This window comes from Sideroxydans sp. CL21, assembly GCF_902459525.1.
Lineage (GTDB): Bacteria > Pseudomonadota > Gammaproteobacteria > Burkholderiales > Gallionellaceae > Sideroxyarcus.
On sequence record NZ_LR699166.1, the window covers coordinates 269,131 to 282,500 of the forward strand.

Genomic DNA, 13,370 nt, shown 5'->3' on the forward strand with positions numbered 1-13,370 from the left:
CTCCTATAACAGCACGCGTTCGATTCCGCCGTTGTTGGCTTTTGCCACATAGTCTTCCAGCCAGCTGGCACCCAGCAGATGCTTCGCCATTTCGACCACGATGTAATCGGTGGTCGTGCCGGCGTCATCAGTGTAACGGCTCAAGCCCTGCTGGCAGGCCGGACAGGAGGTGAGTATCTTCACTTCACCTGTAAAGCCATCGCTACGCAGGGCATCCGCTCCTTTGCGCATCTCTTCTTCCTTGCGGAAGCGCACCTGAGTGGCGATCTGCGGCACGCTCAGACCGAAGGTACCCGCTTCGCCGCAGCAGCGGTCGTTCAGAGCCACAGGCGTCGCCATCAGTTCGTTCACCACCTTGAGCGGTGCGTAAGTCTTCATCGGCGAGTGGCAAGGGTCATGATACATGTAGCGCGTACCCTGCACCCCCTGCAACTTCACGCCTTTCTCCAGCAAGTATTCGTGGATGTCGAGCAAGCGGCAGCCGGGGAATATCTTTTCGAACTGGTACTTCAGCAATTGGTCCATGCAGGTCCCGCAGGACACGATCACCGTCTTGATGTCGAGATAGTTCAGCGTGTTCGCTACGCGGTGGAACAGCACGCGGTTGTCGGTGGTGATCTGGCTGCCCTTGTCTTCCTGTCCCGCGGCCGTCTGCGGGTAGCCGCAGCACAGGTATCCCGGTGGCAGCACGGTGATCGTGCCGATCTCGTACAGCATCGCCTGCGTCGCCAGTCCCACCTGTCCGAACAGGCGCTCCGATCCGCACCCGGGGAAATAGAATACGGCTTCGGTATCCTCGTTCACTTTGCGCGGGTTGCGTATCACCGGCACGATGGTGTTGTCCTCGATGTCGAGCAGCGCGCGCGAGGTCTTCTTGGGCAATCCGCCCGGCATCGGCTTGTTGATGAAGTGGATCACCTTGGCCTGGATCGCAGGCTTGCCCACGGTGGCAGGCGGATGCGCCACTTGCTGGCGGAACAGGCCCAGATGCTTGGCGATGCGGTAGCCGATGCGCTGTGCCTTGTACGACCACTCGATCATCACCTTGCGCATGATCTTGATCGTGAGCGGATCGGTGCTGTTCAGGTACAGCATGGAGGCCGCGGTGGCCGGGTTGAACTTTTTCTTGCCCTGTTTGTGCAGGAAGTTGCGCATCGCCACCGACACATCGCCGAAGTCGATGTCGACCGGGCAGGGCTTGAGGCACTTGTGGCAGACAGTGCAGTGATCGGCCACGTCGTTGAATTCGTCGAAGTGCGCGATGGATACGCCGCGCCGGGTCTGTTCTTCGTACAGGAATGCCTCGATCAACAGCGAAGTGGCGAGGATCTTGTTGCGCGGCGAGTAGAGCAGGTTGGCGCGCGGCACATGCGTGGTGCATACCGGCTTGCACTTGCCGCAGCGCAGGCAGTCCTTGATCGAATCGGAAATCTTGCCCAGCTCGCTCTTTTCCAGGATCAGGCTTTCCAGTTCCATCAGGTTGAAGCTCGGCGTATAGGCATGTTCCAGATTGCTGCCCGGCAACAGCTTGCCCTTGTTGAAGTGTCCGTGGGGGTCGACTTTCTGCTTGTACGCGACGAAGGGCGCAACCTCGCTTTGTTCGAGGTAATCGAACTTGGTGATACCGATGCCGTGCTCGCCGGAGATCACGCCGCCCAGATCCCGCGCCAGACGCATGATGCGATCGACCGCGCCGTAGGCCTGTTGCAGCATGGCGTAGTCGTCCGAGTTGACCGGAATGTTGGTGTGCACGTTGCCGTCGCCCGCATGCATGTGCAGCGCAATGAACACGCGGCTCTTCAGTATGCGCTGGTGGATTGCGGCGCATTGATCAACGATGGGCAGGAAGGTGCTGCCGCCGAAGGCTTGGCGCAATGGTTCGCGCAGTTCGCGCTTCCATGAGGCGCGCAGCAGGTGACGCTGCACCGCATCGAACACGGTTACCGCATCCTGTGCATCATCCGGTGCGAAGGGGCAGGATGAGAGCGGCGCGTCCAGATTCTCCAGCAGCCACGTCCAGCGAGTACGGATATCTGCGAGCAATTGCTGTGCAACCTGCGGGCGGTTGCCCAGCAACTCGGCCGCGCCCAGTTGCGCGTCGTCCTGGTAGCGCAGCGGTAATTCACCCGCGAAAAATTCATCCAGTGCATCCAGCAATTTGATCTTGTTGCCGAGCGACAGCTCGATGTTGATGCGCTCCACGCCGTCGCAATAGTCGCCCATGCGCGGCAACGGGATCACCACGTCCTCGTTGATCTTGAAAGCGTTGGTGTGCTTGGCGATAGCGGCGGTGCGTGCCCGGTCCAGCCAGAATTTCTTGCGCGCTTCCGCGGTGACGGCGATGAAACCTTCGCCATGGCGCAGGTTGGCCATGCGCACGATCTCGGATGCCGCCTCGCCGACAGCGCGCTCGTCGTCGCTGACCACATCGGCGATCAGCACCATTTTAGGGCGTCCCGTGCGCTTGGCCTTGGTGGCATAGCCCACTGCTTTCAGATAGCGCTCGTCCAGATGCTCCAGGCCGGCCAGGAAGATCGGCGCAGGCGACGCATTGCGGCCGTTGAACATCGAGGTGATCTCGACGATGGCGGGCACCGCTTCGTGCACTTGGCCGAAGAATTCCAGACACACCGTGCGCGTGAATTTGTGCTCGCGGTGCAGGATGAAACGCGCCGAGGTGATGATGCCGTCGCAGCCTTCCTTTTGTATGCCGGGCAGGCCGGAGAGGAACTTGTCGGTGACATCCTTGCCCAGCCCTGCCTTGCGGAACGAACTGCCGGGAATGGTCAGTATTTCCGGTTCGGCATGCGGCGTCTTGCCGTCCGCTTCGAAGCGCGAGATGCGGAAACGGGCGGTTTCTGCGTCGTGGATCTTGCCCAGATTGTGGTCGAGCCGTTCGATGAACATCCACAAGCCGTCGGGCGTGACCATCTTCCACGAAGCTAGGTTATCCAGCGCCGTGCCCCACAGCACGGCTTTCTTGCCGCCCGCGTTCATCGACACATTGCCGCCGATGCATGACGCATCCGCCGAGGTCGGGTCGACCGCGAATACCAGCTTGTCGGCTTCCGCCGCTTCCATCACGCGGCGGGTCACCACGCCGGCACCGCACTGGATGGTGGCGTAGGGCGAGGATAAACCGGGCAGCGTCAGATGTTCGACCGCGGAAAGCGCATCCAGCTTTTCGGTGTTGATGACGGCAGAAAGTTTGGTGAGCGGAATCGCGCCGCCGGTGTAGCCGGTGCCGCCGCCGCGCGGAATGAGTGTCAGGCCGAGCTCGATGCACGCACGCACCAGCGGGGCGATCTCTTCCTCGGTGTCCGGGTTCAACACCACGAACGGATATTCCACGCGCCAGTCGGTCGCATCGGTCACATGAGAGACGCGCGCCAGGCCGTCGAACTGGATGTTGTCCTTGCGGGTGTATCGGCTCAATACGCGCAGGGTGCGCTTGCGCAATTGCAACGTGTGTTCGAATTCTTCGGCGAACCGGTTCACCGCCGCATGGGTGATGTCCAGCAGGCGCTTCACCTTGAGGTTGTGATCCTGCTTGGTATTGGCCGCACCTTCAGTGGCCACGCGGCGCGCCTCGATGGCATTCAGGCGATGACGGAGTGCGCCGATCAGTGCTTCACGCCGCTTGCGGTTGGAGAGCAGGTCGTCTTCCAGGTACGGGTTGCGCGTCAGCACCCAGATGTCGCCGAGCACTTCGTACAGCATCTGTGCCGAACGTCCGGTGCGACGCTCGGCGCGCAGCGTGTTGATGATGTCCCACGCCTCGCTGCCCAGTATGCGCAGTACGATCTCGCGGTCGGAGAAGGAGGTGTAGTTGTAAGGGATTTCGCGTAGGCGTGCGCTCATGGTTTTTTGCAGTTCAACGAGTTACACATTCTACAGTATCCCTCGTCTTTGCTCGACCCCGAAGCATGAATGGAGTTAGCATCGGCGCCATGAAGCAGCCCGACGAAAAAAAAATGCGCCTGTTCTTCGCATGCTGGCCCGACGACGCAGAGCGTGCTGCCATGGCCGCATGGCAACCTGCGTTGCGCGATTTGTGCGGCGGGCGGGTGATGCGGGCAGATACCCTGCATGCCACACTGGTGTTCCTCGGCGAGGTGGCCGAACATCGTCTGCAGGCCCTGCAGCTGGCGGCGCGGGAGGTGAACTGCCCGGGATTCGAGTTGATCCTGACGACGGTCCATTACTGGGGACATAACCACATTGCCTATGCGGCGCCGGATGCGATCCCGCCGCATCTTTCGGAATTGGTGGGTGAACTGGAGCAAAGCTTGCGCAGACACCGTTTCCATTTTGATGCGCGTCCGTACAAGCCGCATGTCACATTGCTGCGCAACGCGCAGTGGAGCGATGCCCATTTGCCGCCCATGAAAGCTGTCCGCTGGCAGGTCAATGACTTTGTGCTGGTGCAGTCGTTGCATGACGAACAGGGCGCCAAATATGAAGTGTTGGCGAACTTTCCATTGCAGGACGCCTGATGCGTATCTGGTCCGTCCATCCGCAACATCTCGACGCAAAAGGCCTGGTTGCCCTGTGGCGCGAGACGCTGCTGGCGCAGAAAGTGTTGCTGGGCCAGACCAAGGGCTACCGCAACCACCCGCAGCTTAAGCGTTTCAAAAGCCATGCCGATCCGATCGCGGCGATCGGCGCCTATTTGCGGGCCGTGCAGCTTGAAGCCGCGCGACGCGGCTATAACTTCGATGCGAGCAAGATTTTACACAAGGGCCCCGCTGTCAAGATTTCTGTCACAGACGGGCAAGTTGCATACGAGTTGAGACACCTGAAGGCAAAGCTCAAAGCGCGCGATTTTGCCGCCTATGAACGGCTGACCAATATCGCCAGCCCCTCCCTCCATCCGCTGTTTACACTGATCGACGGCGGAATCGAGGACTGGGAAGTGCTGTGACTATTCTTCCAGTAGGCGCTTGATCACCGCCCCTGCCAGCATGAAGCCGAACAGCGGCGGCATGTAGCTGATGGTGCCGTTCACCGCGCGCGGACGACCCCGGCCCGTTGGCTCAGGCGGCAGCGGCGCGCTCGGATGCTCGTCCGAAAATACCGTCAATATGCCCTTGTATATCCCGTGGTGTTTGCGCAACTTGAGCCGCATCTGTTTCGCCAGCGGACACATATCCGTTTTGCCGATGTCTGCCACCTTGATGTGGGAAGGGTCAAGCCGGTTGCCCGCCCCCATGCTCGACGCGACTTTCAGGCCGCGCTTGTGGCTTTCCACCACCAGCGCAACCTTGCAGGACAGGGAATCAATGCAGTCCATCACGTAATCCACGTCGCCGGGCACCAGGTCGTTCACGTTGTCGATGGTCAGAAAATCGTACAACAGCGTCACTTCGCATTCCGGGTTGATGTCGGCGATGCGGGCGCGCATGAGTTCGGCTTTGGATTGCCCGACCGTGGAAAGCAGGGCGGGCAATTGGCGGTTGATGTTGCTGACTCCCACTTTGTCATGGTCGAGCAGGGTCAGCCGGCCGATGCCCGCGCGTGCCATAGCTTCGGCGCAATAGGAACCTACGCCGCCGAGCCCCGCAATGAAAATATGCTTGCTTTTGAGTTTCGCGATACCTTCATCGCCAAGCAGGATGTGGGTGCGGGTGAATTGGGGCGGGGTGGGGTTGTTCATGACGAGAAAGCGGAAATGGGGTTCTTGTGTTCAACCATCGGGCTGCAGGCGGGAGCGAAAATGATCAGAAGATGTACAAAGCGCTGAGGGTGAGCGGATAGGCCAGCCCCGACATCCGGCCATCGGCAGAAGCCGCATAATTGATGCGGTTCAGTTCCGTACGGAATGCCAGATGACTGTTCACCCGGTACTGCCCGCCCACGCCGAAGATGACCCCGTTACCATAGCCAACTTTGGAGGCATACAAGCCATTGCCGAAGTCTGTGGTCGCCTTGCCGAAACCCAAACGAAACAGCAGGTTGAAATCCTTGGCCGGAGTGGCATTCTGAACCAGGGACAAGCCTACAAATTTGGCCGGATTGTTGCCATTTACATTGCCCAGCTTGATTGAACTGATTTCCAGCACGTCTATATCTGTTCCTGCGCCGAGACTGAAATTGGCCCCGCCGGTACTGGCGCCACCGGCCACATAGAATAGCCCGGAGTCGTCAGCCATTGCGCCGAGAGACAGGGTTGAGAAAACGAGTGCAACACAATGCAATTTCTTCATTTAAATTCCTTGGCTGGTTCGATACGGCCTTGAGCAAGGCGGACATTATCAGAATATAAACGGGCTTCCCGCTTTCGTGGCATTTTATTGTGCGGCGGGCGTCTTCAGTTTCGGCAGTACGGACAATACATTCTCCGAGGTGATGCGCGCAATATCCTCCAGCGGCAACGCGCGCAATTCCGCGAGCGTTGCGGCGATGCGCGGCAGGTACTTCGGTTCGTTCGGCAGTCCTCGCTCCAGAAAGTCGGGCGGAATATCCGGCGCGTCGGTCTCCAGCACGATGCTGTCCGGCGGCAGGGTGGCGGCGAGTTCGCGCAATCGTGTCGCCCTCGAATAGGTCATCGCGCCGCCGAAGCCAAGCTTGAAGCCGAGCTTGATGAATTCATCCGCCTGCTGCCGGCTGCCGTTGAAGGCATGGGCGATACCGCCGCGTACCCTGATCTGGCGCAGGTGCTTGAGGATAGTGTCCTGCGCGCGGCGGATATGCAGCAGCACCGGCAGGTCGAAGTCGCGCGCCAGTTTCAGCTGCCCGACAAAGAAATGCTCCTGCCGCGCCTGATTGTAATGCGGGATGAAAAAGTCCAGTCCGATCTCGCCGATGGCAACCGCCTGGTGCTGTTTCAGAAAATCTCGCATCACATCCAGGTCGACCGGCGCGGCATCGTCCGTGTACATCGGGTGGATGCCGTAAGCGGGTGAGCAGTTCGTATATTGTTCGCACAGTTTGCGCACGGTGTCGAAGTTGGACCGCGCTACCGAGGGGACGACAATACGGTTCACGCCAGCCGCAAGGGCATCGCGCACGATGTCGGCTTGAGTGTTGCCGAATTCGGCGGCGTCAAGATGGCAGTGGGTGTCGGTGTACACGTTAATTCACGTTCGGATCGATATTGCCAGCCGCGGCAGTCATCAGTATGGCTCTCATCAAGGACTCTCATGGGTCTGCACGATGTTGCGTATGGTAAACTCCAAGCACTGATTTAGCGAGATAACATCATGTCTGGAAACACATTCGGTACTTTGTTCACCGTCACCTCTTTCGGCGAATCGCACGGTCCGGCCATCGGCTGCATCGTGGACGGTTGCCCGCCGGGACTGGAGTTGAGCAAGGAGGACGTCCAGCTCGACCTCGACCGCCGCAAACCCGGCACTTCCCGCCATGTCACCCAGCGCCGCGAATCGGACACGGTGGAGATACTCTCCGGCGTGTTCGAAGGCAAGACCACCGGCACACCCATCGCGCTGCTGATCCGCAACGAGGACCAGCGCAGCAAGGATTACGGCAGCATCGCCGACACCTTCCGTCCCGGCCATGCCGACTACACCTACTGGCAGAAATTCGGCATCCGCGACCATCGCGGCGGCGGCCGCGCCTCGGCGCGGGAGACGGCGGGGCGCGTGGCAGCGGGTGCCATCGCCAAGAAATGGCTGAGCGAAAGATACGGTGTAGAGGTGCGCGGCTATCTCGCGCAACTCGGCGAAATCGAGATCCCGTTCAAGAGCTGGGGAGATCTGCATGAGGAAGGTAACAGCTTCTTCGTTGCCGATGCGAGCTACATCGGGCAGCTGGAAGACTACATGGACGCATTGCGCAAATCCGGTGATTCCATAGGCGCCAAACTCGCCGTGGTGGCGCACAACGTTCCCGTGGGCTGGGGCGAGCCTGTGTTCGACCGGCTCGATGCCGATATCGCCCATGCATTGATGGGGATTAATGCGGTGAAGGCCGTGGAGATTGGTGCAGGCTTCGCTTGCGTGACCCAGCGCGGCAGTGAACATGGCGACGAGCTCACGCCGCAAGGTTTTTTGACGAACAACGCGGGCGGCGTCCTTGGCGGCATCTCCACCGGGCAGGACATCGTTGCGCATTACGCCATCAAGCCGACTTCGAGTATTCGCATTGAACGCAACTCCATCAACAAGGCGGGGGAGGCGGTGAAGGTTTCTACCGAAGGTCGGCATGATCCCTGTGTTGGGATTCGGGCTACGCCGATTGCGGAGGCGATGCTGGCGTTGGTGTTGATTGATCATGCTTTGCGCAATCGGGCGCAGAATGGGGATGTGGTTTGTGAGACGCCAAAGTTGAGATAGAGGTCATTTATCCTGTGGCTCATAAATATTTGATACGACCAATGTACTCAATTACGTCGCAAGCTGCTGACTTTATCTATACATGGTCGAATGTGTTGCTCGTTCTTGGCGCAACACTTGCGCTGATTGGAACTGCGGGCGTATTTTGGAGCGGTGGAGTGCGGGAAAAATTTGCCGATGAACGCATTTCTGCTAATGAGGCGGAGACAGCGAAAGCAAAGGCCGAAACAGCTCAGGCTAAGCTTGAACAAGAACGTCTTAAAGAGCAACTTGCTTGGCGAGAGGTAACGCTACAACAAGCTAAAGTCCTGCAACAACAGCTTAAAATTTACCAATGCAGATTACCATAAGTTGGGTATCTGGCGATCCAGAGGGGGCTGCATTTGCGCGGAGTCTTGGGAATGTACTTTCAAATAGCGGATTAGAAATATCAGCATTCGCACCTATGGGGTTCCTCCATGAAGAGCCACAGGGTCTTTCAATTTCAGGATCGGAACGAAAAGAAATTGAATTGCTCGCATCTGTATTAGGCAATGCCGGATTTGGCGCAATTAAGGTACGTATGGTCAGTCGAAAACCAGATGGTTCGAAATATTTCACCCATCTACTGATTGGGTATCGATCCCCGCCTTCTCTGGTAAGCGTTACCACGCCTGTCAAATAGCATGTGGGCGCAATAACCAACGGGCATTGAGCCGTATGGCTTAAAGAAAAACCGCCGGGGGTTGCCCGGCAGCAAGTTACCTTTCTTGTCTTGCCAAGAAAGGTAACCCAAAGAAGTCGCCCCCGGTGCGCCGCCCCTGCGGGGTTCCCTCGATATTTCACCAACAAGCGGGGCTGCGCAACTCGCCCTAACAGGGCACACAAAACGTGCCCTACCGCGGAGCTCGGACAGTGCTCGCCTAAACCTCCGCTTGTTGGTGAAATATCGAGGCGGCGCACAGGGGAAAGAAAATCAAAGGCGGTTTTGTGTGCGTTACACGCACGTCTTTGGATTTGTGCGAGGCGGGCGTTGCCCGCCTCGCTGGTTTTTGGGGTTCGGTTTTGAATTGCTCTCCCCTGTACACCGCCGAGTAGCGCAGACCAGACAGGGGTAGTCCGACGAATATGTTTGAGCACGTGGACGCGCAGCGGATCGTGCGAGTTTATGAGGAGGCCTGTCTGGTTGAGCAACGCAGGGAACCCCGAAGGGGCGGTGCACCGGGGTCGCCTTCTTTTTGGTTACTTTTTCTTTGGCGAAGCAAGAAAAAGTGACTAGCTGTCGGGCTACCCCCGACGTTGTTGGTTTTAAGATAAGCGGGAATACACCGAGTGTTCCCCCACCCTAGCCCTCCCCCGGTGGGAGAGGGAACAAACCGCGAACGGGGAGTTTGGCGGAAGCAAATAAAAAGGTAGCATTGCAACAATGAACATCTCCCACCAAGCCAAATGGCTAATCTTAATCACCCTGCTCATCAATGCAGCCGCCATGCTCTCCCCCGTCATCAACGGCGGCGACTCCATCACCTACGCGGCCCTCTCCCAGCACATCGCGCTCAATAACGACTGGGCGAACCTAGTGCTGGACGGCAAGGACTGGCTGGACAAGCCGCATATGCCTTTCTGGATCACGGCGTTGTCCTTCAAGATCGGCGGCATCAGCGCGTTCACCTACATCCTGCCGGGCTTTTTGTTCCACCTGATCGGCGGCTACTACACTTACCGCATCGCGCGTCTGTTCTATGGACGCGAGACGGCATGGCTGTCGTTGCTGGTATATGTGTCTGTCTATCATTTGATGGATTCTTCCATCGAGGTGAAGGCGGAAACCTATCTGACCGGCTTCATCATGGGCGCCTGCTATTACTGGCTGCGCTACGACGCTCAAACCAAAATCAAATATCTGCTGCTCGGTGCGCTGTTCAGCGCCTGTGCGGTGATGACCAAGGGCGTGTTCACGCTGATCACCATCACCAGCGGCCTGGTGTGCATGTGGATGTACCGGCAACAATGGCACAAATTGTGGAGCGGGAAGTGGCTGCTGGCGCTCGCGCTGTCGCTGCTGTTCACGGCGCCGGAAGTGATCGCGCTGTACCGGCAATTCGATATGCATCCCGAGAAAGTGGTGTTCGGGGAGACGCATGTCTCTGGCATCAAGTTCTTCCTGTGGGACAGCCAGTTCGGGCGTTTCTTCAATACCGGGCCGATCAAGAACACCAACGGCAATCCGTTCTATTTCGTGCTGGTGTTCCTGTGGGCGTTCCTGCCGTGGGTGGCGGTGTTCATGGCGGCAATGGTTTCCGGCGTGCGCAAGTTCTTTGCACCCGACACCGAAGGGCGTGCCCGTTTTGTGTTCCTGTGCGGTGCGTTTTTTGTCACCTTTGGCTTGTTCAGTGCGACCAGCTTCCAGCTCGATCACTACACGGTGATCCTGTTTCCGTTCGCCGCGATCCTGTGCGGGAAATTCCTGCATGACTGGCTGGCGATGCGCGGGAATGGTAGTGCGCTTTTTATCGTGCAGCTGGCGATAACGATCCTGCTGGTTGCCTTGGCTGTGGGCCTGAGCGCATATGTGGCTAATCTCGTCGTGCTGGCCGTGGTGCTGACGATGCTCGCTGCCTTGCTGGTGTATGGCTATATCACTCGCAAGCAGCTGCGTGCCGGTGCCGTGCTGGTGTATCCGGTGTTCGGCATCGCGATGCTGTACACATTTCTGGCGCTGACGAATGCGCTGACGTTCACTGCAATTAGTGTGGCGCACAATGCGAACGTGCAACTGACGGGCAAGCCGGAGGCGCCGATCTATGTGTACCAGATGGATATCGTGGCGCGCGAACTGGGGTTGTACAACCGTTCGCCTTGTTATGCGGTGGACGACGCGGCACAGTTACCCAAGACCGGACGTTATTACCTGCTGGTCAGCGGCGAGCAATTGGCGCAGATGAGCGGGCGGTTGGGGCGCATGGAACAAGTCGCGCAAGGGCGCTGGGTGGTGCATAAGACCGGCACCTTCCCGCGCTTCTTGCGTCTGGCCAAAGGTACGGAACCCCTGGAAGACATCCGCATCGAGCAAGTCGATGGCGTGAAATGATGAAGCTTTGTTTCCCAAGTCCTGGTTATTGTCCGACGCGCTGATATAGCCGGAAGCGTTCGTTCTGGTCGCCTTTGCGTCCACCTTCCCAAATCTTGTCCCAGCCGATCTCGTCTTCGATGGGCTTGGCGATGCGATTGCCCTGCACCAGCAACAGGTCGCATACGCGAGTCGCTTTGGTACGCGTATTGATATCGCCGAAGTATTGCAGCATTGCAAGCTGGCTGTCGCCGATGCGCACACCGGCGATGCAGTTGTATTTTTGCGGCAGATTCGCCTTGAGGTCATCGACCATGTGGCGGTAGCTCTTGCCGGTATCCAGCCAGGGCAGCCACAGTGTCATGACGAGTACCCACAGAAGGGTGACACCGATAGCCCAGTTGATGAGCGAGCGGCGCACCGAGCGACCGACGCGCCACACCAGCACGATCCATAGCACAGTAAATGAAACGGCAATCCAGAAAGGGATCGCATAGAAGGCCGGATCAAAGCCGGGTTGGTAGTCCTTCAGCCAATGCGTGATCTTGGCATTGTTGTCGAGCAACAGGCCGGCCCAGCCCCACCATAGTGCGATGGCGAGCAGGGCGAAGGTCATGATGCCGAACCAGTCCAGTGCGTTCGCCGCACCGCGCCGCACTGTGGAAAGTGCTGCCGTGGCGAGAAGCGAGATCGGCAACAGCATGGGCAAACCGTTCTGGTCGTTGATGTCGGGCACAAAACTCAAAACGAGAAGCATGACGATGAAACTGGTCAGCAATAGCTGGAACTCGGCTTCCTGCACCATGCGTTTGCGCGCTTCCCACACCGTCCACGCCGCCAGAGGCGCAGCCGGCCAAGCCATCCAGGGCAAGGCTTTCAGGTAATAGAACACTTCGCGGAAGTTGCCGCTGCGGACGTAGTCGAACCAGCGCCCGATGTTGCGTGTCCACGCCCATTCAATGAAGAGATCGGGAGAGCGCTGGAAGAGCAGCCATGGCCATACGATGAGCCAGGGAAGTGCACAGAGCAGGGCTATGCCCAGCGTGGTGAAATATGCCCGTGTGCGCCAGTTGCGGAAAAGCAGCAGGCCGATGCTGATGAGCAGGAACAGCATCGGAGCGACGACGCCCTTGCTCATGAAGCCGATACCAAGGCCGATGCCAATGAACACGCCTGCCAGTTTGGCGCGGCGCAGGCTGAGTGCGTAGCCGTACAGCATCATGGCGCAGCCTGTGAGCAGGGTGTTGTCGGTGAGTATCTCGTGGGCGTGCAGCAGCATGCCGAGGCAGCCGATGAGGGTGATTGCAGCAGGCCAGCCGCGATTGTTGCCGAACAGTTCCCGCCCGGTCAGGCCGACGAACAGCAGGGTGAGTGCGGTGTAGAAGCCTGTAGCCAGTCGCGCGCCATCATGCAGCGGCAGGACGGGCGCGAAGGCCTTGGCAAACAGCGCTGCAGTCCAGTAATACAGCGGCGGTTTGTCCAGATAGGGGTCGCCAGCCAGCGTCGGGACGATCCAGTCGTGGCTCTGGATGATGTGATAAATCAGCCCGAAGCCATAAGCTTCGTCCGGCTTCCACGGATCGTGTCCGATGAGTCCGGTCAGCAACCAGGTTGCGCACAGCAGGAACAGGAAGCCCGCTTTGATCGGCGTGATCTCGGGTTCTTTTAACTTGGTGTAGTAAGCGTACATCTATGTATTTTATTCGATGATCTTGAGCATTTGTGCTGCGATGGGCTCGCCTTGTGGATAGTGTGCATACTAATCAGGCGCAGCTGGTTCCCCCATTCTTACCTAATGGCCAACGTTGCGCCAGCTTTGCGTAAGTATCACCCTGTCCGGCAGAGAACAGGGGTGGGTGGCTTGCGTTCGTTCTGGCGTTGTACTGGGCGGGGTTTTCTGTCGGAATAAAAGAAAAAGGCAGCGAGCGCTGCCTTTTGATCTTTACTCTTGATGAAGTTGCATCAAGCGGCGGTCTTGGCGCCGGTGTTGTACTTGTTGCGGAATTTCTCGATGCGGCCCGCAG

General features: G+C 58.5%; 11 protein-coding genes (1 of these 11 running past the window's edge). 5 read left to right on the forward strand and 6 right to left on the reverse strand.

All coding sequences use genetic code 11. From position 1 onward, the window contains the following. Nucleotides 1-3 precede the first annotated feature (3 nt). A complete protein-coding gene (locus tag QOY30_RS01320) occupies nucleotides 4-3,861 on the reverse strand; it encodes a DUF3683 domain-containing protein (protein WP_283742842.1) in 3,858 nt (1,285 codons plus the stop codon). Between the two features lie 89 nt (nucleotides 3,862-3,950). On the opposite strand from QOY30_RS01320, the gene thpR reads away from it, so the two are divergent. Beyond that, nucleotides 3,951-4,496 carry an RNA 2',3'-cyclic phosphodiesterase gene (gene thpR / locus QOY30_RS01325; RefSeq protein WP_283742843.1) on the forward strand — a complete coding sequence of 182 codons (546 nt, stop codon included), beginning with the start codon at nucleotides 3,951-3,953 and terminating at the stop codon, nucleotides 4,494-4,496. Beyond that, nucleotides 4,496-4,924: a pyrimidine dimer DNA glycosylase/endonuclease V gene (locus tag QOY30_RS01330; protein WP_283742844.1), complete on the forward strand. Its 429-nt coding sequence runs from the start codon at nucleotides 4,496-4,498 to the stop codon at nucleotides 4,922-4,924. Before thpR ends, QOY30_RS01330 begins: the two co-directional genes overlap by 1 nt. Here the strand turns inward: QOY30_RS01330 and QOY30_RS01335 are convergent, their stop codons facing one another. The 3 genes from QOY30_RS01335 to QOY30_RS01345 all read right to left on the reverse strand — a co-directional run bounded on the left by QOY30_RS01335 (nucleotide 4,925) and on the right by QOY30_RS01345 (nucleotide 7,073). Next, entirely contained in the window at nucleotides 4,925-5,656 is a 732-nt protein-coding gene (locus QOY30_RS01335; protein ID WP_283742845.1) for a tRNA threonylcarbamoyladenosine dehydratase, read from the reverse strand. Between the two features lie 64 nt (nucleotides 5,657-5,720). Continuing rightward, a complete protein-coding gene (locus QOY30_RS01340; protein ID WP_283742846.1) occupies nucleotides 5,721-6,206 on the reverse strand; it encodes a hypothetical protein in 486 nt (161 codons plus the stop codon). 84 nt (nucleotides 6,207-6,290) lie between these two features. Next, nucleotides 6,291-7,073 carry a TatD family hydrolase gene (locus QOY30_RS01345; protein ID WP_283742847.1) on the reverse strand — a complete coding sequence of 261 codons (783 nt, stop codon included), beginning with the start codon at nucleotides 7,071-7,073 and terminating at the stop codon, nucleotides 6,291-6,293. Between the two features lie 129 nt (nucleotides 7,074-7,202). On the opposite strand from QOY30_RS01345, the gene aroC reads away from it, so the two are divergent. From aroC to QOY30_RS01360, 3 genes are all read left to right on the forward strand, one after another. After that, nucleotides 7,203-8,297, forward strand: coding sequence for a chorismate synthase (gene aroC / locus QOY30_RS01350; RefSeq protein WP_283742848.1), 1,095 nt, complete (start codon nucleotides 7,203-7,205; stop codon nucleotides 8,295-8,297). A 41-nt stretch (nucleotides 8,298-8,338) separates the two neighbouring features. Beyond that, nucleotides 8,339-8,647, forward strand: coding sequence for a hypothetical protein (locus QOY30_RS01355; RefSeq protein ID WP_283742849.1), 309 nt, complete (start codon nucleotides 8,339-8,341; stop codon nucleotides 8,645-8,647). Between the two features lie 1,055 nt (nucleotides 8,648-9,702). Further along, the gene (locus tag QOY30_RS01360) at nucleotides 9,703-11,367 is read left to right on the forward strand and encodes an ArnT family glycosyltransferase (protein WP_283742850.1); all 1,665 of its coding nucleotides are present in this window, start codon (nucleotides 9,703-9,705) and stop codon (nucleotides 11,365-11,367) included. Between the two features lie 25 nt (nucleotides 11,368-11,392). Here QOY30_RS01360 and QOY30_RS01365 read toward each other — a convergent pair whose 3' ends face one another. Both QOY30_RS01365 and rpmE read right to left on the reverse strand, forming a co-directional pair. After that, complete coding sequence (locus QOY30_RS01365; protein WP_283742851.1) at nucleotides 11,393-13,036, reverse strand: ArnT family glycosyltransferase; 1,644 nt, start codon at nucleotides 13,034-13,036, stop codon at nucleotides 11,393-11,395. Between the two features lie 272 nt (nucleotides 13,037-13,308). After that, nucleotides 13,309-13,370, reverse strand: the final stretch of a protein-coding gene (rpmE, locus tag QOY30_RS01370) for a 50S ribosomal protein L31 (RefSeq protein WP_283742852.1). It continues 160 nt past the right edge of the window; 62 of the gene's 222 nt are visible here — the last part of the coding sequence; its start codon lies beyond the right edge, outside the window; its stop codon occupies nucleotides 13,309-13,311.

Excerpts from the sequence above, each read along its gene's own strand:
- QOY30_RS01320 (WP_283742842.1), bottom strand. The coding sequence starts at position 3,861 with ATGAGCGCACGCCTACGCGAAATCCCTTACAACTACACCTCCTTCTCC.
- thpR (WP_283742843.1), top strand. The coding sequence starts at position 3,951 with ATGAAGCAGCCCGACGAAAAAAAAATGCGCCTGTTCTTCGCATGCTGG.
- QOY30_RS01330 (WP_283742844.1), top strand. The coding sequence starts at position 4,496 with ATGCGTATCTGGTCCGTCCATCCGCAACATCTCGACGCAAAAGGCCTG.
- QOY30_RS01335 (WP_283742845.1), bottom strand. The coding sequence starts at position 5,656 with ATGAACAACCCCACCCCGCCCCAATTCACCCGCACCCACATCCTGCTT.
- QOY30_RS01340 (WP_283742846.1), bottom strand. The coding sequence starts at position 6,206 with ATGAAGAAATTGCATTGTGTTGCACTCGTTTTCTCAACCCTGTCTCTC.
- aroC (WP_283742848.1), top strand. The coding sequence starts at position 7,203 with ATGTCTGGAAACACATTCGGTACTTTGTTCACCGTCACCTCTTTCGGC.
- QOY30_RS01355 (WP_283742849.1), top strand. The coding sequence starts at position 8,339 with ATGTACTCAATTACGTCGCAAGCTGCTGACTTTATCTATACATGGTCG.
- QOY30_RS01360 (WP_283742850.1), top strand. The coding sequence starts at position 9,703 with ATGAACATCTCCCACCAAGCCAAATGGCTAATCTTAATCACCCTGCTC.
- QOY30_RS01365 (WP_283742851.1), bottom strand. The coding sequence starts at position 13,036 with ATGTACGCTTACTACACCAAGTTAAAAGAACCCGAGATCACGCCGATC.